The sequence below is a fragment of the Janibacter zhangyanbonis genome, from assembly GCF_050507325.1.
Classification (GTDB): domain Bacteria; phylum Actinomycetota; class Actinomycetes; order Actinomycetales; family Dermatophilaceae; genus Janibacter.
The window spans coordinates 2623810-2644882 of the sequence record NZ_CP191481.1; the positions used below are offsets into that span (position 1 = coordinate 2623810).

Annotated in this window: 27 protein-coding genes; 8 read left to right on the top strand and 19 right to left on the bottom strand. The window is 70.9% G+C overall.

The genetic code is table 11. The features are described from left to right. Positions 1-16 precede the first annotated feature (16 nt). The gene (gene mgrA / locus ACQBJO_RS12800) at positions 17-1060 is read left to right on the top strand and encodes an L-glyceraldehyde 3-phosphate reductase (protein WP_421007609.1); all 1044 of its coding nucleotides are present in this window, start codon (positions 17-19) and stop codon (positions 1058-1060) included. Here mgrA and ACQBJO_RS12805 read toward each other — a convergent pair. The 3 genes from ACQBJO_RS12805 to glmS all read right to left on the bottom strand — a co-directional run bounded on the left by ACQBJO_RS12805 (position 1057) and on the right by glmS (position 4899). Beyond that, positions 1057-2526 (bottom strand): bifunctional ADP-dependent NAD(P)H-hydrate dehydratase/NAD(P)H-hydrate epimerase, encoded by a 1470-nt coding sequence (locus tag ACQBJO_RS12805; RefSeq protein WP_421007610.1) that lies wholly within the window; start codon positions 2524-2526, stop codon positions 1057-1059. The genes mgrA and ACQBJO_RS12805 overlap by 4 nt on opposite strands. Positions 2527-2681: 155 nt before the next feature. Next, positions 2682-3035, bottom strand: a complete 354-nt coding sequence (locus tag ACQBJO_RS12810) for a holo-ACP synthase (RefSeq protein WP_255184190.1) — start codon at positions 3033-3035, stop codon at positions 2682-2684. A gap of 4 nt (positions 3036-3039) precedes the next feature. Next, complete coding sequence (gene glmS / locus ACQBJO_RS12815) at positions 3040-4899, bottom strand: glutamine--fructose-6-phosphate transaminase (isomerizing) (RefSeq protein WP_421007611.1); 1860 nt, start codon at positions 4897-4899, stop codon at positions 3040-3042. A gap of 50 nt (positions 4900-4949) precedes the next feature. On the opposite strand from glmS, the gene coaA reads away from it, so the two are divergent. Further along, complete coding sequence (gene coaA / locus ACQBJO_RS12820) at positions 4950-5915, top strand: type I pantothenate kinase (protein WP_255184192.1); 966 nt, start codon at positions 4950-4952, stop codon at positions 5913-5915. Positions 5916-6169: 254 nt separating this feature from the next. Here the strand turns inward: coaA and ACQBJO_RS12825 are convergent, their stop codons facing one another. From ACQBJO_RS12825 to ACQBJO_RS12835, 3 genes are all read right to left on the bottom strand, one after another. Next, the gene (locus tag ACQBJO_RS12825) at positions 6170-6973 is read right to left on the bottom strand and encodes a hypothetical protein (RefSeq protein WP_421007612.1); all 804 of its coding nucleotides are present in this window, start codon (positions 6971-6973) and stop codon (positions 6170-6172) included. 169 nt (positions 6974-7142) lie between these two features. Next, complete coding sequence (locus ACQBJO_RS12830) at positions 7143-8381, bottom strand: PhoH family protein (RefSeq protein WP_421007634.1); 1239 nt, start codon at positions 8379-8381, stop codon at positions 7143-7145. A gap of 583 nt (positions 8382-8964) precedes the next feature. Then, the gene (locus ACQBJO_RS12835) at positions 8965-9720 is read right to left on the bottom strand and encodes an isoprenyl transferase (protein WP_255184194.1); all 756 of its coding nucleotides are present in this window, start codon (positions 9718-9720) and stop codon (positions 8965-8967) included. A 129-nt stretch (positions 9721-9849) separates the two neighbouring features. On the opposite strand from ACQBJO_RS12835, the gene trhA reads away from it, so the two are divergent. Continuing rightward, positions 9850-10563 carry a PAQR family membrane homeostasis protein TrhA gene (gene trhA, locus ACQBJO_RS12840; RefSeq protein WP_255184195.1) on the top strand — a complete coding sequence of 238 codons (714 nt, stop codon included), beginning with the start codon at positions 9850-9852 and terminating at the stop codon, positions 10561-10563. Here trhA and ACQBJO_RS12845 read toward each other — a convergent pair. Continuing rightward, positions 10510-10794: a hypothetical protein gene (locus ACQBJO_RS12845; protein WP_255184196.1), complete on the bottom strand. Its 285-nt coding sequence runs from the start codon at positions 10792-10794 to the stop codon at positions 10510-10512. The genes trhA and ACQBJO_RS12845 overlap by 54 nt on opposite strands. Beyond that, complete coding sequence (gene mca / locus ACQBJO_RS12850) at positions 10791-11723, bottom strand: mycothiol conjugate amidase Mca (RefSeq protein WP_421007635.1); 933 nt, start codon at positions 11721-11723, stop codon at positions 10791-10793. Before mca ends, ACQBJO_RS12845 begins: the two co-directional genes overlap by 4 nt. Positions 11724-11885: 162 nt before the next feature. On the opposite strand from mca, the gene ACQBJO_RS12855 reads away from it, so the two are divergent. Both ACQBJO_RS12855 and greA read left to right on the top strand, forming a co-directional pair. Continuing rightward, a complete protein-coding gene (locus ACQBJO_RS12855; RefSeq protein WP_255184197.1) occupies positions 11886-12311 on the top strand; it encodes a DUF4307 domain-containing protein in 426 nt (141 codons plus the stop codon). 168 nt (positions 12312-12479) lie between these two features. Continuing rightward, positions 12480-12974, top strand: coding sequence for a transcription elongation factor GreA (gene greA, locus ACQBJO_RS12860; protein WP_421007613.1), 495 nt, complete (start codon positions 12480-12482; stop codon positions 12972-12974). A 70-nt stretch (positions 12975-13044) separates the two neighbouring features. On the opposite strand, the gene ACQBJO_RS12865 is transcribed toward greA, so the two are convergent. Further along, a complete protein-coding gene (locus ACQBJO_RS12865; RefSeq protein WP_421007614.1) occupies positions 13045-13701 on the bottom strand; it encodes a WXG100 family type VII secretion target in 657 nt (218 codons plus the stop codon). 99 nt (positions 13702-13800) lie between these two features. Between ACQBJO_RS12865 and msrA the strand changes: the two genes are divergently transcribed. From msrA to ACQBJO_RS12880, 3 genes are all read left to right on the top strand, one after another. Next, positions 13801-14451, top strand: coding sequence for a peptide-methionine (S)-S-oxide reductase MsrA (gene msrA, locus ACQBJO_RS12870; RefSeq protein WP_421007615.1), 651 nt, complete (start codon positions 13801-13803; stop codon positions 14449-14451). A gap of 73 nt (positions 14452-14524) precedes the next feature. Next, positions 14525-14653 (top strand): hypothetical protein, encoded by a 129-nt coding sequence (locus ACQBJO_RS12875; protein ID WP_421007616.1) that lies wholly within the window; start codon positions 14525-14527, stop codon positions 14651-14653. After that, positions 14650-15051 (top strand): hypothetical protein, encoded by a 402-nt coding sequence (locus ACQBJO_RS12880; protein ID WP_421007617.1) that lies wholly within the window; start codon positions 14650-14652, stop codon positions 15049-15051. Before ACQBJO_RS12875 ends, ACQBJO_RS12880 begins: the two co-directional genes overlap by 4 nt. Positions 15052-15385: 334 nt before the next feature. Here the strand turns inward: ACQBJO_RS12880 and ACQBJO_RS12885 are convergent, their stop codons facing one another. The 10 genes from ACQBJO_RS12885 to ACQBJO_RS12930 all read right to left on the bottom strand — a co-directional run bounded on the left by ACQBJO_RS12885 (position 15386) and on the right by ACQBJO_RS12930 (position 20872). Continuing rightward, positions 15386-15616, bottom strand: a complete 231-nt coding sequence (locus tag ACQBJO_RS12885; RefSeq protein ID WP_421007618.1) for a hypothetical protein — start codon at positions 15614-15616, stop codon at positions 15386-15388. A gap of 328 nt (positions 15617-15944) precedes the next feature. Continuing rightward, positions 15945-17057: a hypothetical protein gene (locus ACQBJO_RS12890; protein ID WP_421007619.1), complete on the bottom strand. Its 1113-nt coding sequence runs from the start codon at positions 17055-17057 to the stop codon at positions 15945-15947. A 267-nt stretch (positions 17058-17324) separates the two neighbouring features. Then, positions 17325-17546: a hypothetical protein gene (locus ACQBJO_RS12895; RefSeq protein ID WP_421007620.1), complete on the bottom strand. Its 222-nt coding sequence runs from the start codon at positions 17544-17546 to the stop codon at positions 17325-17327. Continuing rightward, the gene (locus ACQBJO_RS12900; RefSeq protein ID WP_421007621.1) at positions 17543-17758 is read right to left on the bottom strand and encodes a hypothetical protein; all 216 of its coding nucleotides are present in this window, start codon (positions 17756-17758) and stop codon (positions 17543-17545) included. The genes ACQBJO_RS12895 and ACQBJO_RS12900 overlap by 4 nt, the downstream gene beginning before the upstream one ends. Beyond that, positions 17755-18018, bottom strand: coding sequence for a WhiB family transcriptional regulator (locus ACQBJO_RS12905; RefSeq protein ID WP_421007622.1), 264 nt, complete (start codon positions 18016-18018; stop codon positions 17755-17757). Before ACQBJO_RS12905 ends, ACQBJO_RS12900 begins: the two co-directional genes overlap by 4 nt. Beyond that, the gene (locus ACQBJO_RS12910) at positions 18015-18614 is read right to left on the bottom strand and encodes a hypothetical protein (protein WP_421007623.1); all 600 of its coding nucleotides are present in this window, start codon (positions 18612-18614) and stop codon (positions 18015-18017) included. Before ACQBJO_RS12910 ends, ACQBJO_RS12905 begins: the two co-directional genes overlap by 4 nt. Continuing rightward, positions 18611-20119, bottom strand: coding sequence for a hypothetical protein (locus tag ACQBJO_RS12915; RefSeq protein ID WP_421007624.1), 1509 nt, complete (start codon positions 20117-20119; stop codon positions 18611-18613). The genes ACQBJO_RS12910 and ACQBJO_RS12915 overlap by 4 nt, the downstream gene beginning before the upstream one ends. Next, positions 20119-20364, bottom strand: a complete 246-nt coding sequence (locus tag ACQBJO_RS12920) for a hypothetical protein (RefSeq protein ID WP_421007625.1) — start codon at positions 20362-20364, stop codon at positions 20119-20121. Before ACQBJO_RS12920 ends, ACQBJO_RS12915 begins: the two co-directional genes overlap by 1 nt. Next, positions 20361-20675 carry a hypothetical protein gene (locus ACQBJO_RS12925; RefSeq protein ID WP_421007626.1) on the bottom strand — a complete coding sequence of 105 codons (315 nt, stop codon included), beginning with the start codon at positions 20673-20675 and terminating at the stop codon, positions 20361-20363. Before ACQBJO_RS12925 ends, ACQBJO_RS12920 begins: the two co-directional genes overlap by 4 nt. Then, positions 20672-20872 carry a hypothetical protein gene (locus tag ACQBJO_RS12930; RefSeq protein ID WP_421007627.1) on the bottom strand — a complete coding sequence of 67 codons (201 nt, stop codon included), beginning with the start codon at positions 20870-20872 and terminating at the stop codon, positions 20672-20674. Before ACQBJO_RS12930 ends, ACQBJO_RS12925 begins: the two co-directional genes overlap by 4 nt. Positions 20873-21073: the final 201 nt, after the last annotated feature.

The window sequence follows — 21073 nt, forward strand, 5'->3', positions numbered from 1 at the left end:
AGGCAGACTGGCAGGCATGACCTACCGCGCCGACGACTACCAGGCCGACCGCTCCCGCTACGACGCCACGGACTACCGCCGGTGCGGTCGGTCGGGGCTGCTCCTGCCCCCGATCTCGCTGGGCCTGTGGCACAACTTCGGTGACGCGGAGCCCCTCGAGACCCAGCGGGCGGTGCTGCGGCGCGCCTTCGACCGCGGCGTGACGCACATGGACCTGGCCAACAACTACGGCCCGCCCTACGGCGCGGCGGAGCGCAACTTCGGGACGATCTTCGCCCAGGACTTCCGCCCCTACCGCGACGAGCTGATCGTCTCGACCAAGGCCGGCTGGGACATGTGGCCCGGGCCCTACGGGCAGGGCGGCGGCTCGCGCAAGTACCTCCTCGCCTCGCTCGACCAGTCGCTCGAGCGGATGGGCCTCGACTACGTCGACATCTTCTACAGCCACCGCTTCGACCCCGACACGCCGCTCGAGGAGACGATGGGCGCCCTCGACGCCGCCGTCCGGGCGGGCAAGGCGCTCTACGTCGGCATCTCCTCCTACGGCCCGGAGCGCACCCGCGAGGCCCACGCGATCCTGCGCGAGATGGGCACTCCCCTGCTCATCCACCAGCCCTCCTACTCGATGATCAACCGCTGGATCGAGGACGAGCTGCTCGACACCGTCGACGAGCTCGGGGTCGGCACGATCGCCTTCACCCCGCTCGCCCAGGGCCTGCTGACCAACAAGTACCTCGGCGGCATCCCCGAGGACTCGCGCGCCGCGCGCGAGGGCACCGGCATCGCCGACCAGCTGACCGACGACAACATCGCCCGCATCCGCGCGCTCGACGCCATCGCCCAGGAGCGGGGCCAGAGCCTCGCCCAGATGGCCCTCGCCTGGGCCCTGCGTGACGAGCGGGTCACCTCGTTGCTCGTCGGTGCCCGCACCGTCGAGCAGCTCGACAACAGCCTCGACGCGCTGGGCAACATCGACTTCAGCGACGAGGAGCTCGCGCGCATCGACGAGCACGCGGTCGACGGCGGGGTCAACTGGTGGGCGGAGTCGGCCCGGGGCTAGGAACGCAGCAGCGCGGCCACCGTCGGGGCGAGCGCGTGCGCCACGGCGAGCGCACGCACCGGGCCGCCGGGGTTGGCGTCGTGGGCGGCGCGGCCGTGCACGAGCGCGGCGAGCGAGCCCGCCTCGGCCGGCTCCAGCCCGCCCGAGAGCAGGGCGCCGGCGAGCCCCGCGAGGACGTCGCCCGACCCGGCGGTCGCCAGCCATGCCGGGGCGTCGTCCTGCACGTGGACCGGCCCGTCGGCGTCGACGACGAGCGTCGTGGCGCCCTTGAGCAGCACGGTCGCGCCGGTGAGCCCGGCGAGCATCCGGGCGTGCTCGAGCGGTGAGCCCTCGACCTCCTCGCGGGTCAGCTCGGTCGAGCGCTGGCGCAGCCGGGTGATCATCCGCGCGCACTCCCCCGCGTGCGGGGTGAGCAGGGTGGGCGCCTCGCGTCGGCCGGTGACGAGGTCGAGCCCACCGGCGTCGACGAGCACGGGCAGGTCGGAGTCGAGGGCCGCCCGCGCCGCGGCGAGCTGGGCGTCGGCGCCCGGATCGGTCGAGGTCGTGTCGAGGCCGGGCCCGACGACCCAGGCCTGGACCCTCCCTTCGCCGTGGACGGCCTCGGGGACCGCCGCCCGCACGAGCGCGGTCGGCGTCTGCGTCCCGACGTAGCGGACCATGCCCACGCCGGCCGAGACCGCCGCGGTCGTCGTGAGCACTGCTGCGCCCGTGTACTGCTCGCCACCGGCGACGACCCCGAGGACCCCGCGCGAGTACTTGTCGTCGTCGTGCCCGGGCACCGGCCACAGCATCGGCACGTCGTCCGGGGTGATCCGCACGACGGCGGGCGTCGCGTCGGTGAGGTCGAGCCCGATGTCGATGACGGTGAGCACCCCGCAGGCGGCCTCCGTCGGCGGCAGCAGGTGCACCGGCTTGGGCGCGCCGAAGGTCACCGTCTCGTCGGCGAAGACCGCGTCCGCGAGCGCGTCGCCGCCCTCGACCGGCTGCCCGCTCGGGGTGTCGACGGAGATGACCCAGGCCCGGTCACGGATCGCGTCGACCCACGGCCGGGCGAAGGGAGGCAGTCCCGGCCTCCCCCCGATGCCGGTGATGCCGTCGAGGACCACCTCGGCCCGCGAGATCGCCGTAAGCGCCTCGCGGCTGTCGGCGGCGAGCACCGTGGCGCCCCGCTGCCGGGCGAGCTCGGCGGCATCGGTCTGCACCTGCGAGGCCGTGGTGTCGATGCACACCGCCGTCGCCTCGAAGCCCCGCTTGGCCAGCCGGGCGATGGCGTAGAGGGCGTCGGCGCCGTTGTTGCCCGGGCCGACGAGGGCGGTGACGGTGCGGGCGCCGCGCTCGCGCATCCGCCCGGCCGTCACGCGCGCGATGCCCCGGGCCGCCCGCTGCATCAGCTCACCACTCTCGAGGAGCTCGGGCAGGGCCGCCTCGGCGGCGCGGATGGTCGGGGCGGAGTAGCCGGTGATCACGCCGACGACGCTACCGCTCCTCCCTTCGCCGCCCCACCACCCCACAAACTGTGGCTGGCTACACCTTCGCGCGTGGGCCACAGCACGTGCTGCGGCTGACGATCCAAGATGTAGCCAGCCACAGTTTGTGCGATGGGGGGGGTGGACGAAGGGGGTCAGGCGGTCTCGGCGACGACGATCGCCGTCGCGATGCCGCCGTCGTGGCTCAGGGAGATGTGCAGGCGGTCGGCGCCGAGCTCCTCGGCGCGCTCGGCGACCCTGCCGCTGATCGCGAGCACCGGTTCGCCGTGCCGACCCTTGGTGACCTCGACGCCCTGCCAGGGCAGGTCGCCGGGGGTCATCAGGGCCTTGCCGACGGCTTCCTTGGCGGCGAAGCGCGCGGCGAGCGACTGCAGCGGCAGGTCGCGCTCGGCCGCGGTGAAGACGCGGTCGAGCAGCGCGGGGGTGCGCTCGAGCCGCTCGCCGAGGCGGGCGATGTCGACGACGTCGATGCCGACCCCGACGATCACGAGGTCACTCGACCGTGACGGACTTGGCGAGGTTGCGCGGCTGGTCGACGTCCAGCCCCTTGGCCGTCGACAGGTGCAGGGCGAAGACCTGCAGCGGCACGACGGTGAGCAGCGGCTGGAGCAGCGGCGAGGTGTGCGGCACCCGGATCACCTCGTCGGCGAAGGGCAGCACCTCGTCGTCACCCTCCTGGGCGATGACGAGCGTGCGGGCACCGCGGGCGCGGATCTCCTGGATGTTGGAGACGACCTTCTTGTGCAGGTCGTTGGGGGTGTCCGGGCCGGGGACGACGATGAAGACCGGCTGACCGGGCTCGATGAGCGCGATCGGGCCGTGCTTGAGCTCGCCCGCGGCGAAGCCCTCGGCGTGGATGTAGGCGAGCTCCTTGAGCTTGAGCGCGCCCTCCATGGCGATCGGGTACCCCACGTTGCGGCCGAGGAAGAGGACCGAGCGGGTGTCGGCCATGAAGCGGGCGATCTCCTCGACCCGGCCCATCGTGCCGAGCAGGGCCTCGATCTTGGCCGGGACCTCGTGCAGCTCGGCCATGACGGCCTTGGCGTCGTCGGCGTAGGTCTCGCCGCGCAGCTGCGCGAGGTAGAGGCCCAAGACGTAGCAGGCGGTGATCTGCGCGAGGAAGGCCTTCGTCGAGGCGACGGCGATCTCCGGGCCGGCGTGCGTGTAGAGCACGGCGTCGGACTCGCGCGGGATCGTCGCACCGTGCGTGTTGCACACCGAGACGGTGAGCGCGCCCAGCGAGCGGGCGTGGCGCACGGCCATCGCCGTGTCGGCGGTCTCGCCGGACTGGCTGATCGAGACGACGAGGGTGCGCTCGGAGACGATCGGGTCGCAGTAGCGGAACTCGTGCGCGAGGGAGACCTCGACCGGGATGCGGGTCCAGTGCTCGATGGCGTACTTCGCGACCATGCCGGCGTAGGCGGCGGTGCCGCAGGCGACGATGGTGATCCGGTCGACCTGCTTGAGCTGGTCCTCGTCGATGCGCAGCTCGTCGAGGACGAGACGGCCGTGGGCGTCGGTGCGCCCGAGGAGGGTGTCGCCGACCGCGTGCGGCTGGTCGTTGATCTCCTTCTCCATGAAGGTGTCGTAGCCGCCCTTCTCGGCAGCGGCGGCATCCCAGGTCACCTCGTAGGGCTTGCCCTCGGCGGGCGTGCCGTCGAAGTTCATCACCGTGTGCGAGGTCGGGGTGATCGTGACGATCTGGTCCTGGTCGAGCTCGACGGCCTGCTTGGTGTAGCCGATGAAGGCGGCGACGTCGGAGCCGAGGAAGTTCTCGCCCTCGCCCAGACCCACGACGAGCGGGCTGTTGCGACGGGCGGCGACGACGGTGTCCGGGGCGTCGGCGTGGACGGCGAGGAGGGTGAAGGCGCCCTCGAGGCGGTTGACGACCGAGCGCATCGCCTCGGTGAGGTCGCCCGACTCGGCGAAGGCCGCGGCGAGCAGCTGCGCGGCGACCTCGGTGTCGGTCTCGGAGGTGAACTCGATGCCCTGCGCGAGCAGCTCCTGCTTGAGGGCGTGGAAGTTCTCGACGATGCCGTTGTGGACGACGGCGAGCTTGCCGTCCCGGCCACCGCGGTGGGGGTGGGCATTTTCGTCCGTCGGGCCGCCGTGGGTGGCCCAGCGGGTGTGACCGATGGCCGTCGCGGCCGCGGGCACGGTCTCGCCCTCGAGGGCCGAGCGCAGGTTCTCGAGCTTGCCCGCCCGCTTCTCGGTGAAGACCTCGTCACCGGCGACGAGGGCGACACCCGCCGAGTCGTAGCCCCGGTACTCGAGGCGGGCCAGGCCCTCCATGACGACGTCCAGGGGGCGCGCGCCCGCATCGGGGCCGACGTAACCAACGATTCCGCACATGGCGGACAGGCTAACCGCCCGGTGACCGTCTGCTGAAAAGGTGGGACACAATGGGGTGCGTGTCCACCGCCGCCACGACGAGCTTGCCCTCCCCCTTCGTCGAGCTCGACCGCCAGGCCTGGGCACACCTGCGCGAGAACCACCCCCTCAACCTCGACGAGAGCGACCTCGCCCGCCTGCGCGGCCTGAGCGACCCGATCGACCTCGAGGAGGTCCAGGAGGTCTACCTGCCGCTCTCGCGCCTGCTGACCTTCTACGTCTCCGCGACAACCCGGCTGCACCGGATCACCTCGACCTTCCTCGGCGAACGCCCGCCCAAGGCCCCCTTCGTCATCGGGGTCGCAGGCTCCGTGGCCGTCGGCAAGTCGACGACCGCCCGCATCCTGCGCGAGCTGATGCAGCGCTGGCCGGACACGCCCAAGGTCGAGCTCGTGACGACCGACGGCTTCCTGCTGCCCAATGCCGAGCTGGAGCGGCGTGGCCTGCTCCAGCGCAAAGGCTTCCCCGAGGCCTACGACCGGCGGGCGCTGCTGCGCTTCGTCTCCGCGATCAAGGCGGGCCAGCCCGAGGTCACCGCCCCGGTGTACTCGCACCTGACCTACGACATCGTCCCCGACGAGCGCATCGTCGTGCGCCAGCCCGACGTGCTCATCGTCGAGGGGCTCAACGTCCTGCAGCCGCCGGGCATCCGCAGCGACGGGCGCACCGGCCTGGCCGTCAGCGACTTCTTCGACTTCTCCGTCTACGTCGACGCCAACATCGCCGACATCCGGCAGTGGTACGTCGAGCGCTTCCTGCGCCTGCGCAAGACCGCCTTCGCCGACCCCGCGTCCTACTTCCACCGCTACGCCGGGCTCACCGACGAGCAGGCCCGCGCCCGCGCCCTGCACATCTTCGAGACGATCAACGAGCCCAACCTGCTCGACAACGTCCTGCCGACCCGTGGCCGCGCCACCCTCGTCCTGACGAAGGGGGCGGACCACCAGGTCCGTCGCATCCGCCTGCGCAAGCTCTAGCGCCGCCGGGCCACCGAGCCCGCGTGGTCACGCACCCATTGCCGGTCCGGCGGGGTGATGGTGACGTCGGCGGCGACAGCGACGGGCGAAAGATGGTGTCGGCGCACATCAAGCCGAAGTCAGTCACGACAACCGCCGGCCATCGATGAACGAAGGACTTCGGCGGGCGCCGACATCTTCTTTCGTCCGGCGCCATCCAGCCAACGACGAAGCCCCCGCGACCTCGTGGTCGCGGGGGCTTCGTGCTGGGTGGCTCAGTACCAGTGCGGGTCGTTGCTGTCCCAGAAGGCCTTGGCGCCGCAGGGGTCGCCGTAGGAGGTCTTGATGTAGTCCATGCCCCACTCCATCTGGGTGACCGGGTTGGTCTTCCAGTCGGGGCCGGCGGAGGCCATCTTGCTCGCGGGCAGCGACTGCGGGATGCCGTAGGCGCCGGACGAGGAGTTGGTCGCACTGTAGTCCCAGTTGCTCTCGCCGATCCACAGGCTGACGAGGCAGGACCACTGGTCGTCGCCCCAGCCGTACTCGGCGGCGAGCTCCTTGCCGTAGGGGGCAGGGTCGGCCTGGATCGCGGCGATCTCGTCGTCGGTGAACTCGCGCTCGCTGACCGGCTTGGCCTCCTCCTCCTCGGCCTTGCGCTCCGCGGCGGCCTTCTTGTCCGCAGCGGCCTTGCGCTTGGCCTCGGCCTTCTTCTTCGCCTCGGCCTTGGCCTTGGCGGCCTTCTGGGCCTCGGCCTTCTTCTTCGCGGCGGCCGTCGAGAGGCGGTCCTGCTCACGGGAGGCGCTGCGGGAGACGTTGGTCTCGCGGCGGTCGTCCGCCAGGCGCGTGGTGTCGGCCGTCACGGCGTCAACGGCCGGCGCCGACGAGGTCGTCTCGGCGACGGCCTGGGCCGCGGCGTCGTGAGACGGGTCGCCGAGGGCGACGGTCGCGCCGACCGAGCCGAGCATGGCCACCGCGAGGGCCCCGCCCACGACGGGACGGCGAACGGCGGCGCGCAGTCGGGCGCCCTTGCTCTCGGCGCGTGCGGCGCCGTGCCTGGGCGTGTAGTCGGTCGACTTCACGACACCAGCTCCTTCCATGAAACAGCCACTCACGAGGAGTGGCTGCACGCGTGCCGACGTCGTCAGGGGATCGACCCGGCCGTTATCTTTTCGAGACCTTAGCCGATGCTCTCGTGAGCGCGCAAAAGCCGGGGTGTGGATCACACCCCGGCTCCAGCGCGAAGGGGGGTCAGACGTCGAGGCCCTCGAGCAGGTCCGTGACGAGCGCCGCGATCGGGCTGCGCTCGCTGCGGGTGAGGGTCACGTGGGAGAAGAGCGGGTGCCCCTTGAGCGTCTCGATGACCGCCGCGACACCGTCGTGGCGACCGACCCGCAGGTTGTCGCGCTGGGCGACGTCGTGGGTGAGCACGATCTTGGAGTTCTGCCCCATGCGGGACATCACGGTGAGCAGGACGTTGCGCTCGAGGCTCTGCGCCTCGTCGACGATGACGAAGGCGTCGTGGAGGCTGCGGCCGCGGATGTGGGTCAGCGGCAGGACCTCGAGCATCTCGCGGTCGATGATCTCGTCGACGACCTCCTTCGACACGAGCGCGCCGAGGGTGTCGTGCACCGCCTGCGCCCACGGGCCCATCTTTTCCTGCTCGCTGCCGGGCAGGTAGCCCAGCTCCTGGCCACCGACGGCGTAGAGCGGGCGGAAGACGACGACCTTGCGGTGCTGGCGCCGCTCCATGACCGCCTCGAGGCCCGCGCACATCGCCAGGGCGCTCTTGCCGGTGCCGGCCCGCCCGCCGAGGCTGACGATGCCGACGTCGGGGTCGAGGAGCAGGTCGAGCGCGATCCGCTGCTCGGCGGAGCGACCGTGCAGGCCGAAGGCGTCGCGGTCGCCGCGCACGAGCCGCACCTGCTTGTCGGCGCCGACCCGACCGAGGGCGCTTCCCTTGGGCGAGAGGATCTTCAGCCCCGTGTGGCAGGGCAGCTCGGCGGCGGCGAGGTGCTCGACGCGACCGGTCTCGTAGAGGGTGTCGACCTCCTCGGCGCTCATGTCGAGCTCGGCCATGCCGGTCCACCCGGAGTCGGAACGGCTCTGCTCGTGGCGGTACTCCTGGGCGTCGATGCCCACGGCCGAGGCCTTGACCCGCATCGGCAGGTCCTTGGACACGACGGTGACGTCGGCACCCTCGAGGGAGAGGTTCTTGGCGACCGCGAGGATGCGGGTGTCGTTGTCTCCCAGGCGAAACCCGGAGGGCAGCGACATCGGATCGGTGTGGTTGAGCTCGACGCGCAGGGTGCCGCCGTCGTCGCCGACCGGGACGGGAGCATCGAGACGACCGGCGCTGATCCGCAGGTCGTCGAGCAGGCGCAGCGCGGTGCGGGCGAAGTAGCCCAGCTCGGGGTGGTGCCGCTTGCCCTCGAGCTCGGTGACGACGACGACCGGCAGGACGACCTCGTGCTCCTTGAAGCGCAGCATCGCCCGCGGGTCGGACAGCAGGACCGAGGTGTCCAGGACGTAGGTGCGAGGACCTTCGTCGCGCGGCGGGAGCTCCACGGGGTCGGGCGCGCCGTCCGGCTGCGCGGCAGAGGGGGTGACGGTCTGGGTGATCAGGTCGTCCACGTCGGGCTCCTCCTGGGCGCAGCGCCGGCCGGCGCGTGCGCGCCTACTCTCCGTGCTGGTGCCGGGACCGGGCCGGTGGCGTGAGCCGGGGCCGGGTCCGGCCCCTCCTGCTGAGCAGCAGCTCCATACCTGAGGCCTCCCGAACGCGTTGCGGTCTGCAACCCGTCACGGTCAACGTACGACCGCGCCGACGCACGACCGTGCACGTCCGGGGCGTGTCGGGGGCGCGGACGGAGAAGTTCACGCGCCGGAAACCCACGTCCGTCACACCTGCCCCACGCGCCACTTCTCCCCCTTCGCCCCAACCCTGCACAACCCTAGGGTTCTGCGGAGTTGGCCCGAGGTAACCCTGCAAAACCCTAGGGTCCTACGGAGTTGGCCCGAGGTAACCCTGCAAAACCCTGGGTCCTGCGGAGCTGGCAGGCGGCCGAAGGGGAGGTCAGGCGCCGAAGCGGCGGTGCCGGTCCGCGTAGGCGCGCAGCGCGCGCAGGAAGTCGACCCGGCGGAACTCGGGCCAGTAGACCTCGCAGAAGTAGTACTCGCTGTGCGCGGACTGCCACAGCAGGAAGCCGGACAGGCGCTGCTCCCCCGACGTGCGGATGACGAGGTCGGGGTCGGGCTGGCCCTTGGTGTAGAGGTGCGCGCTGATGTCCTCGACGGTCAGCTCGTCGGCCACGTCGGCCAGGCTCGCGCCCTCGGCGGCACGGGTGCGCAGCAGGGAGCGGACGGCGTCGGCGATCTCCTGGCGCCCGCCATAGCCCACGGCGACGTTGACGATCAGCCCCTCGACCTCGGCGGTCTCCTCCTCGGCGCGACGCAGCGCGGCCGCGGTCTGGACCGGGAGCATGTCGAGCGCCCCGGCCGCGTGCAGCTGCCAGCGCCCGGCGGCGGCGAGGTCGGCGACGAGCCCCTCGATGATCCGCAGCAGCTTGTCGAGCTCCTGCGGCGGGCGGGTGAGGTTGTCGGTCGACAGCAGCCACAGCGTGACGACCTCGACACCAGCGTCCTCGCACCACTCGAGGAAGCTGCCGACATTGGCCGCGCCGGCACGATGGCCGTCGTCGGCGTTGCCGCCGCGGGCCTTGGCGAAGCGCCGGTTGCCGTCGACGATCATCCCGACGTGGCGCGGCACCGAGGCCGCGTCGAGCTGGGCCACGAGGCGGCGCTCGTAGGCGGTGTACAGCGGGTTGCGCACTCGCGGGTCCCTTCCTGGCGCGGATCGTCGCGCCCAACCTACCGCCGGTGCGTGTGCCCCCTCACAGGGGCGCTCTCGCGGGGGTCGCGGCATGGTCAACCTACGGCTGCGTAGGTTACCGTCGTCGTCATGGATTCACCCCGCGCGGAGATCAAGGAGCTCGCCGACGACGTCGGCGAGCACGTCGACGCCTTCGTCGAAGCGGTCAAGCCGCACCTGCGCGGATGGCTCCATCTCGTGACCGCTCCCCTCGCCCTCGTCGGCGGCCTCGTCCTCACCTCGATGGCGCCGACCCAGGGCGGGCGCATCGCCGCGATGGTCTTCACCATCACCGCCGGCCTGCTCTTCGGCACCTCCGCGGTCTACCACCGCGGGCGCTGGGGCGGGCGCCTCGCCGGCGCGCTGCGCCGGTGGGACCACGCCAACATCTTCCTCATCATCGCCGGGAGCTACACCCCCTTCGCGCTGATGCTGCCGCGCACCCAGGCGATCACGCTGCTCGTCATCGTCTGGAGCGGCGCGATCATCGGCGTGCTCTTCCGCGTGCTGTGGGTCGGCGCACCGCGCTGGCTCTACGTGCCGGTCTACGTCGCCCTCGGCTGGGTCGCCGTCTTCTACATCAAGCCGCTGCTGACCCACGGCGGCTGGACGATCCTCGCCTTCGTCGTCGCGGGTGGCGCGCTCTACACCGCCGGCGCCGTCGTCTACGGCCTCAAGCGGCCCAACCCGTCACCGCGGTGGTTCGGCTTCCACGAGATCTTCCACGCGCTGACGGTGCTGGCCTTCATCTCACACTTCGTCGCCGCGACGCTCGCCCTCTTCGGGCCGATCGCCAACTCCTGACGGGTCGGCCTCCGCGTCGGCCTCCCCCTCGTCGGACCCGTCGGCCGCGCGCGTCGCCTTCGTCTCCTCCGCCCGACGCCGGGCCTCCTCGGCCCGGTCACGCTCGGCGAGGTTGATCCGCCGCAGCCGGGTGAACATGCTGCGCATGAGCAGCCACAGCGCGAGCGCCAGGACGAAGAAGGCGACGAAGGCCCACCAGCCGGGGCCGACCTCGGTGCTCGGGGTGTTCACTCCCACTCCCTCACGGTCGGGGCGGTCCGGGTGTCGTGCACCGCGGTCAGGTCGTTGCGGGTGGCCAGGGCGTCGGCCTCGGCGAGGCTCGCCGGCACCCCCGCGAAGAGGTCGTCCTCGGGCAGCGAGGTCTCGACGAGGCTGATCGCCAGCTCGTACTCCTCGGTGGGCCACAGGTCGGCCTGCACGTCGTTGGGCACGGCGAAGAAGAAGCCGTCGGGGTCGATCTGCGTCGCGTGCGAGCGCAACGCCTCGTCGCGGGCGTCGAAGAAGTCGGAGCACTGCACCCACGTGGTGAGGGTGCGCTGCGGGCGCCCCTCGGCGCGCTTGATCCAGTCGACGAAGGGGGACTCCTGCCCCTTCGCCACGAGCGCCTCGTGGAAGGCGTGGATCCGGTCGAGGCTGAAGCCGCCGATGTAGTAGAGCTTGAGCGGCTGCCACGGCTCCCCCGCGTGCGGGAAGGCCTCGGGGTCTCCGGCCGCCTCGAAGGCCGCGACGCTCACCCGGTTGGTCATCACGTGGTCGGGGTGCGGGTAGCCGCCGTTCTCGTCATAGGTCGTGATCACGTGCGGGCGGAACCGACGGATCTCGCGCACGAGCGCCTCGGTCGCGACGTCGAGCGGCTCGCGGTAGAAGCACCCGTCGGGCAGGGCCGGCAGCGGGTCGCCCTCGGGCAGGCCGGAGTCGACGAAGCCGAGCCAGGTGTGCTGCACGCCGAGCGCCGCCTGGGCGCGGGCCATCTCCTGGCGGCGCACCTCGACGATGTCGCGCTGGATGTGCGGGTCGTCCTTGAGCCTGGGGTTGAGCACGTCGCCGCGCTCACCACCCGTGCACGTCACGACGAGCACCTCGGCGCCGTCGTGGACATAGCGGGCAGTCGTCGCCGCGCCCTTGCTCGACTCGTCGTCGGGGTGCGCGTGCACGGCCATGAGCCTGAGTGCTTCCACTGCTGGGGTCCTCCCGGGGAGGTGCGCCGCGCGGGCCGGTGTGCCGGCGCGGTCTGGAGTCACGGACAATGGACCCATCCTCTCACCGCGCACCGACTGGTCCGACGACAGCCGGCGCCACCCCCTTCGTCCGCAGGAGCCGTCATGACCACCGCCTCCCCCGAGAGCCAGCCGGCCTGGGACCCGGAGCAGGAGGAGGCCAGCGCCGAGGCCAACCCCGCACGGGGACAGCGGCGCTGGTGGGTCATCGGGATCGTCTTCGTCGTCGTCGCGACGCTGCTCACGGTGTGGTTCGGCGTCTCGAGCACGCGGGGCGCCGTGACGACGACCGACATCGGCTTCGAGCGCACGAGCGAGCGCCAGATCGTCATGATCTTCGAGGTCACCCGGCCCGAGGGCACGGCGCTCTCGTGCACGATCACGGCGATGGACGGCCAGTACGGGCGGGTCGGGACCAAGGAGCAGGCCGTGCCCGCGGCCGACGAGCGGACCACCCGCGTGCGGGCCGCGGTGCGCACGACGACGCGGGCCGTGACGGCCACCGTCCAGGGTTGCACCGCGGTGGACTGACACCTGCATCTGCGTCGACTTGGCGGTACACTGGTCCTTTACCGCAACCGTGGGTCTGGACCGATCGGTCCAGACCTTTGTGCATCACCGGACGATCCGGGGCACCTCGGTTCACCGTCCGTGGGGGTCGAAGCAGATCCTGCACGGCTACACAGCAAGGAGAGATCCGTGACCCAGACCGCGTCCACCGCGTCGTACCTGACCGAGGAGGCGTACGAGCGACTCCAGGCCGAGCTGCGTGAGCTCTCGGGCCCGGGTCGCGTCGAGATCGCCAAGCGCATCGAGGCCGCCCGCGAGGAGGGCGACCTCAAGGAGAACGGTGGCTACCACGCCGCCAAGGAGGAGCAGGGCAAGATGGAGGCCCGCATCCGCCAGCTCAAGCAGATCCTCGACACCGCCATCGTCGGCGAGGCCCCGCCGGACGACGGTGTCGTCGAGCCCGGCATGGTCGTCACCGTCGAGCTCTTCGGCGACGAGGAGACCTTCCTCCTCGGCTCCCGCGAGATCGCCGACGGCAGCGACAGCATCGACGTCTACTCCGAGCAGTCCCCGCTCGGCGGCGCGATCAACGGCAAGAAGGTCGGCGAGACCGCCACCTACGACGCCCCCAACGGCAAGACCATCGAGGTCAAGATCCTGTCGGCGAAGCCCTACCAGGCCTGACGCCACAGGGCTCCGCACGAAGGGGAGGTCCCGACCAGCCGGTCGGGACCTCCCCTTCGTCATGTCGTGGTCAGGGCAGCGGCGGCAGCCACCGGCCCGGGTCGCGCCAGTCGTCCGGCAGCTGCGCCCGGTCGACGTCCCGCGGGTCGAGGGGGACGTCGGAGCGGAGGAAGGCGCCGTTGTTCTCCGCAGGCAGCGGCTCGACCCGCGCCGGCGGCTCGACGGGGAGGTCGGAGCGACGGAAGGCCGGCAACGGCTCGACCCGCGCCGGCGGCTCGAAGCGCGAGCCGCCCGGCGACGTCGGGTCGAGGATCTCGCCGTCATCGACCAGCCCCGGGGGCACGGCGATCGGGTGGATGCGCAGCGGGGCCGGGACCACCGGGGTGGAGCGCTCGAAGGCGAGCCCGCTGTCACCGGAGTGGCCTCGCCCGCGACCACTGCCGCCCCCGGTGAAGATGCCGGAGGCGCGGCGCTGGGTCTCTGCCTCGTCGGCGAGCCGTCGGCTCTGCTGTCGCAGCGCACCCTCGGCGTCGTCGAGGCTGCGGTGCGCGATCCGCCAGTCCTTCGCGAACTTCTCGAAGTCGGGCCCCTCCCAGAGGGCCCGCAGACGCTGGAGCAGGACGGCCCCGCGGTCGCCGACGGCGGCGATGCTCTCGCCCTGCCGTCGCAGGGCCACGGCGGTGTCGTCGAGCTGCTCGACGTCCGCCCCATGGCTGATGTGCCGCACGCGCCGGCCTCCCTTCGCTGTCGGGACCACCCTAGGCAGTCCCGGCGTGCGCCCCCAATGGGGAGGACTCCCCTCAGGTGCGGGTGGGAGGATGTGGGCATGTTCGGTCGTGCGATCCCGCCCATGCCCACCGCCGAGAGTGCCCTGCCGGGCCGCCCGGAGCGCCCCTTCACCGTGCCGACGACGCACGCGGTGCTCGGGACACCCCTCGAGGGTCCGTGGCCCGAGGGCACCGAGGTGCTCCACATCGCGATGGGCTGCTTCTGGGGCGCGGAGCGGATCATGTGGCAGCTGCCGGGCGTCGTGACGACGGCGGCCGGTTACATGGGCGGCTTCACTCCCCACCCGACCTACGAGGAGACGTGCACCGGCCTGACCGGTCACACCGAGAGCGTCCTCGTGGCCTACGACCCCGAGCGCACGCGGCCGGAGCTGCTGCTCAAGGCCTTCTGGGAGAACCACGACCCGACGACGGCGGACCGCCAGGGCAACGACGTCGGCACGCAGTACCGCTCGGCGATCTACTGGACCACCGACGAGCAGCGCGCGGCCGTCGAGGCGACGGCCGCGGCCTTCGGCGAGGAGCTGCGGCGGCACAACCTGCCGCCGGTCGTCACCGAGATGCGTCCCGCGAGCGAGGCCGGCACCTTCTGGTATGCCGAGGACTACCACCAGCAGTACCTGCACAAGAACCCCGGCGGCTACTGCAACCACGGCCCCAACGGTTGCCAACTACCTGCCATCAGGTGAGTGACAGCGGGGGCCTACGTCGAGACAACCGTCGAGACGTGAGCGCCCCCGCAGTGCGCTAACACTCGGGGGCATGACGCCAGACGTGGAGGTCTCGCGCATGTTCACCCTACCCGCGGCAACGGCCGCAGCACAGAACCTCGGTCTTCTCGGCCTGCTCGTGGTCGTCTCGCTCGTCGTCTTCCTCGAGGTGACCCGATGAACCTCACGCAGGCAGTCGCCTTCACCCAGCAGGTCGCCGGTCACCTGCGCGCGTCCCTGCGTCGTGCCGGCCATGACGTCGAGGTCTCCGACAATCCGACGGTGGACGAGCTCGCCGACGCGTGCGACCTGCTCGGCGTGCGCGTTTCGGACTTCGTGACCCAAATCGACGCGCTCACCTGCCCCGCGTGGTGCAGCAGCCACCCAGCCCTCGAGCCGGGGACGCACGTCGGTGAGGTCACCGTCGGTGACGTCGTGCTCGGCCTGTGCCTCGAGCCGGGTGAGGACGTCACCGTTCACCTGCCCGATGACGTCGAGGCGGGTCTCACGCCTGCCCAAGCCAGCGCCCTCGGTGCCGCGCTCGTCGAGGCTGCCCGGATCATCGAGGACGCCCGCTGACCTAGCCCCCCGTCGGGTCTCTCCGGCTCGCACACGGTCTCTCACGGGCCCGTGTGCCTGCCAGGGCCACCCGGCCTGCGCGGCGCTGGAAAGGGCCTCAGCCGCGAACTCAAACGATGCGCCCCCGGTGATGACACCCAGGTCTGAGAACCGGCTCAGACCGCCTGACGGCATGGCAGTGCACGGCCGTCGTCAGGTCTGACTACAGCTCGCCGTCACGTCGACGGCGGGCTATGGGGCGTGGGCGGAAACAACGCGGTGTCGGCTTCTTTGGGGGGGTTTCGCCACAGCCCTATCCCGCGGCAGCGGGTCCGCGCCTTGCATGACCATGCACCTACTGATCGTCGCGCTCGGCCACGAACTCAGCGACCTCGGCAGGCACGGTGAACGTCGGACCTGACTCGCTCGCAGGCCACCAAGCGGCAGCCTGCGGGATGCCTGCATGAGTCAGGGTCCGCAGCATGTCGCTCGGCATCGACTCGCCCACGTGCATCTTGCGGGCGGCTTCCTGCTGCTCGGTCGTCAGCTCGGACCACCATCGGTTCAGTGCATCGTCTCGTCCCATGAATCGACGGTAGCGAACAGCGCCGACAGCACAGGTCGGGAAGGGGGGTCCGGATCGCGGGCCCCGCACGGTCGCCCGACTAGCGCCCGGCAGTCCGCTTGCACACACAGAGGCTCAGGAGGTCTGTGAGCGCCCATGAGCCTCTGTGAAGTCGACCGTCCAAAAATTTTTCCCAGTAGATAGATGCCCGACTGCCGGGAGAGTCAGGCGTCGGCGCGATCCTTCGTGATGCCGACCCCCCTTCCCCAGGGCATGACAACACCCCGCGACTGAAGGAGGGCGGTCGCGGGGTGTTGCCGTTTGGGCGTCGGTCGGACGCCCGCGCTCATCACGCGGTGGTGAGCGTGACCTTGGTCAGCAGCGACGGCCGGATGATCGCCGGCAGAACTCGCTCCTCCACGCGGGTGGTGACCCGGTTGTAGATCCAGTCATCGCCGGTGTAACCCGACTCCACTCGCAGCTCGTCGCGCGTGTAGAACACGCCCAAGCCAGCGGACACGAGGTACGCCTTGCCGGACGCGACCGCGGGCGTGGCGGCCAGCGGCACGCCGTGGATCGCGCTCGGCGCGGCGGCCAGCGGGTCGACGAAGTACGAACCTGCGGTGCTGGCCTTGGCGGTGCGGATCGTGGCGAGGTCGACCGGCGACATGACGATGACACTCGGCGTCACACCGTTGCTCGCCTGCGTCGCACCGATCGCGCCTGCCAGCACGTCGATGGCCGAATCGAGGGTGCCACTGGCGGTCAGCGACCCGGTGGCGGCCTCGAAGGCGGCCACGATCTGCGCGTTTTCTTCCACGAGCACCGCCCGGACCGCCTCGCGCTGCACGTGGTCGACCAGGAACCCGGCGTCACGCACGAGCTCGTCGGTGAACGTGAACGTGGCCGCGATCTTCAGCAACTCGGCGTCGTGCGGCGTGATGCTCGCCCCGAGGTCGGGCTTGAGCGCACCCTCGGCCACAACGTCAGCCGCGCCGGCACCGATGCTGTAGTAGCGCACCAGACCGCTCTCGGCATTCTGGGGCTGCAGCAGCTCGCGCAGCGCGACGACACCCTGACCGATCGGCACGTCGGACACGGTGGTGCCGGTCGCCGGCAGGTTGAGGTCGCCGGCCGTCAGCGCGGCCTTGGTGAACGGCATGTTGAACCCGAAAGGGCTCTTGGACTGCAGCGCGCGGGTGAGTCCATCCTTGACGTGCTCACGGTCGAACGTGGACCGCTCTGGCGCGCCGCCAGGGTCGAGCATGCCCCGGCTCAGGGACTTCAGCCCGTCCATGATCGCGTCGGCCTCCTTCGCCTTCTTGACCCGCTCGGCGGCATCGAGACCACGCGTGATGGTGTCGAGGGTGTCGTCGTCGTAGCGCCCGCTGTCGAGCGCCTTCTGTCCGGCATCCCGGCCAGCCTTCATGGCTGCCAGGTCGTTCTTGAGTGCCTCGTTCATGATGGTTGTGCTCCGAATCTGCCCGCGCCCATGCACGGGCTAGCAGTGATGGTTGAGACCGCTACGGGAGGAACGGACCGGGCATTTGCCGGCTGGCTCTACTCACCGCGCATCGCGGCATCCTCACGGGCTCGGCGGACGGGTTGGTTACCGCTGGCCTCACGCTGCCGAATGTCAGGGCTGGCGATCTTCGTGACTTGGCCCTACGGTCGTCGTCACTTGTCACGGGCTGCTGCTCATCCGGTGATCGGATACCTCAAGTGTACTTCAGGTATGACCCCGTCGTCGCGCTCGCGCACGGGCGACGATTTCTGAGATTTCGTGCAGCGCTTCGTCGCGCATGATGGTGTGAAACTTCAGCTCGACGGCCAGCCCGGCCCGCACGCGCACGATGTCGTCCGGGGTGCACTCGTCGAGGGGTTTGCCGGCGTACTGCCGGCACCGCTCGTTCGCGTCGAGCAGCTCGTCGGGCGTCAGGTCGTGCATCATCGCCCATTCCTCTTCTGCGCCTCGCGGATCATCTTCAGCGCCCAGGTGAGCGCGGCTTCCTCGGACTTCAGGTACTGCAGGTCCGTGCGGTCTCCGTCGTCCAGCAGTCGGCGCAGGTGATCGCGTCGCCTCGTCAGCGTCTTGATTCGCTTGTCCTCCACCTTGCGAACCCAGACGGGCGTGCGGTCGTCGGCCTCGGCGTAATCCATCATCGGTCCTTCCTCGTCGTCTTCTTCGGTGGTCGCACGCCGCGGTCGACGCCGGCCCACACGAAAAGCTCGCCCTCTTCCTCAGCCGCCAAAGCGCATTGCCGCAGGACGGGGCACCCGACGCACAGGGCAGCCGCCCGGGCCCTCTCGTCGGTCTTCTCGCTCGTCCACAGCAGGTGGTCTGCCGGCTCACCGCAGCGCGGTCGACGGCGGTCGGCTGCGAGGTCGAGCAGGGCCCGGTCGAGGACCTCGCGCGCGCTCACGACAGCACCTCGTCGAGGAACCGCTCGAGGTCGTCGCCGCACCGGTTACGGACCCACTCGGCCAGGTCTGGCACGTAGTGCACGCCGTCCTCGGGCACAACCTCGGCGGGCCACCCACCCTCGAGCGACGGCCAATCACGGTCGACGAGTACCTCGAGGTAGGTCTTCCTGTGTGCCCGGATGGTGTGGGGCGGGTCGGGCACTGCGTCGGGGTGGGAGCGCAGGGCTTCCTCGTCGTCCGGCCAGGCTGTCGGCAGGACGCGCTCGAGGCGGACGCGCGACAGGGTGATGACCAGCGCCTCGGGGTCCGGAACCCGCCCGTCAGCGACAGCGATCGCGCGCTTGGCGTCGAGCTCGTCGATGCGGTCAGCGATGGTCGGCGTCAGGTGCTCGACCGCGTGCACACCGCACGTGCAGTCCGGGTGCGGTGCACGGTGGTTGCGCATCAGGCACACAGCGCGCTCGACCCGGTACCAACCACGCGGCAGGCTGTCCTTGCCGTAATACTCCGGCGTACCGGACGCCGGCATCCAGCCCCACGGGGTCAGGTAGTCCCAGCGCCACCCTTCGACGCTCTCACGGTACGTCGCACTCATCGGTCGGTCTCCTTCGTCTGCTCTGGCAGGCCCCACGTGCACGTGAACGTGTGGTGCGGCTTGCGGCCGCAGTCCGGGCACGGCATCGGCCGGCCCGTCGCGTCGGTCGGCAGGGGTCGACGCGCGCCGGGGGCCTGGCGCGAATCTGTGCCAGAAATGTCGGTAGGTGGGCCGCTCTCTGGGGTGGGACGAAACGTGGGTACCCCCTGCGTACTGTCGTCTCCCTCTTCTCTTATCTGGGGGGTTTGGGGGGTTGGTACCCACGTTTCGTCCCACCCCCCGCACCGCCTGTGCTCGCTCAGTACGTCAGCGATGAGCGCCCCGTCCGCGCCGTCGAGAATCCACGTCACAGGGCCCGTCGGCTCTTCCTCGTCGTCGTCCACACGGTCATTGGTCACCACGCCGATGGCGGCCAGCTCCTCGAGCTGGAACCGAGCCACCTTGCGGTCAACGCCGGCCGTCCGCGCCACCTTGGAGGTGTTGAGCGGCTCACCCAAGGACAGTGCCTCAAGCACCGCGCGCCGGGCCTCGGGCATCGAGTCGAGCGCGATCCGACGCGCGACCGCCTGCGCCGCCTGCGTCGGCAGACCGAGCGCCAGCACACCGCGTGCGACGCCCGACAGTTGCTGCACCAGACGCATGGGCTCTTCGACGATCGGCACGCCTTCGATATCGCGCCGGCCGTATCCGTTGCGCGGCACGCTCGCGCGGCCCCACGCGGTGACCAGGGCGGCATCTTCGATGACGTCGGCGGTCTCGTCGTCGAGGTCCGGCAGCGGTGAGGCGACGCCGGCCAGCAGCGCGGCCACGGTGGCACGAGCCTCGGCGCGACGCTCACCCAGCGCAGACCGACGGGCCAGCGCGGCCGCGTGCCGCTTCTCAGCGGTCGACCGCTCCGGTAGCCGGATGTACAGCCACCGCGCCCCGAGCTGGTCAGCGTGGGCGGTGTACCTGTCGATGGCCTGCGTGACGCACCCGACGACGGTCAGACGCCCGGACCACTCGAGCCGATCCGGCGCACCCTCGGCGGGCTTGCCCTGCGGTGAGATGTCGCGGGTGACATGCCCGTCATAGACCCGGCGCAGCAGTCCGAACACAACGTCACGCCCGCCCCGGTCACTGGTCGCCAGCAGCGTGGACAGGTCACCGAACGTGACCAGACCGCGCGGGCCCATCCGTGCCAGTACGCCCGACGGCTTCACGCTCTTGCCCTTGGACCACCCGAGCAGCCCGGCCGGGGTGATCTCGTCCAGGCGCGCGTCTGCGGCGTCGTCGAGCAGCCGGACCGCCTCGGTCTTCCCGCTCGAGGGTGCGGCCACCATGAGCAGCCACGTCGCCTCTCCGGTCTCGTGGCGGGTCGCTGCGGCAGCCAGCGCGGCGATGACGTGCATCGGGTCCGGCAGGTGCTGCCACTCCCGCAGACCGGCCAGCAGCTCGGCCAGCGTGCCGGGCGCGAACGGGTCGACGTCCGGCACGTCCGGGTAGTCCACCCCATAGGTACCCATCACGCACCCCCAAACCGCGCGTCGATCCGCGCACGTCGAGCGGCAGCCTCGGCCCGGTCGACCTCGGGCGTGCGGGTCATCGCCAGCACCACGTCGGCAGCCGCGCGGTGACGAGCAGCGGCCTCGGCGTCGGCCAAGGCACGGCCACGCTCGAGCCCCTCGAGGTAGCCGGCAGACCATCCGGTGCAGTAGTCGTCCCAGCGGCTCGGCGGCCACTCGTCCAGAACGTTCCTCGGCGTCGTCATCGGCCACCACCCCCGAGCTCGTCGAGGTCGACGTGCATCACCGGCACCAGACGCACCAGCTGCAGCGACGCCGACAAGCCACGCTCCCGCGTGCGCCAGACCTTGCGCTCAGCAGCGGCCAGGTCAGCGAACACCTGCGAGGTGACGATGCCGTCCCGACGCTCGGCCAGCACGAGCACACCGTGGTCGTGCCTGCGTGCGCGGGCCGCCAGGTCAGCGGTAATCTTGACGTCGAGACAACGCGCCGTCTGTGTGGTCTTCTGCCCCTCGGTTTCGCCGGCCGGGGGGCGCACTTCTGTCTGGTCGCTCATCCGACACCACCACCCCGCAGCAGGCTGGCCAGACGGTCGCGCTGCTCCACGGTCAGGGGCGGGGCTGTAGCGACCACCTTGGCGATGTGCTCGGCCAGCTTCTCGGCCGCGTGGTCGCGGCGCAGGTCGCTGTGGTCCTCGTTGGGGCGGTGGCGAGATGCGGCCGCCAGCTTGGCTTGAATCGTCCGTGCGGACATGAGAAATGCCTCTCAGCGATGCGTTTCCGCACCTCCGCTGAGAGGCACCTAACTTCGACTCTGATCGGCTGTCGAACCGGCCCGAAGGCTACTGCTGCCAATAGTACCGGCAGCGGCCGACACCTGATATGGAGCGACTTCTTGTCAAGAGGCAGGGTGAGGCGCCCGTCCCCGAATCAGGGGGCGGGCGCCTCATGCTTC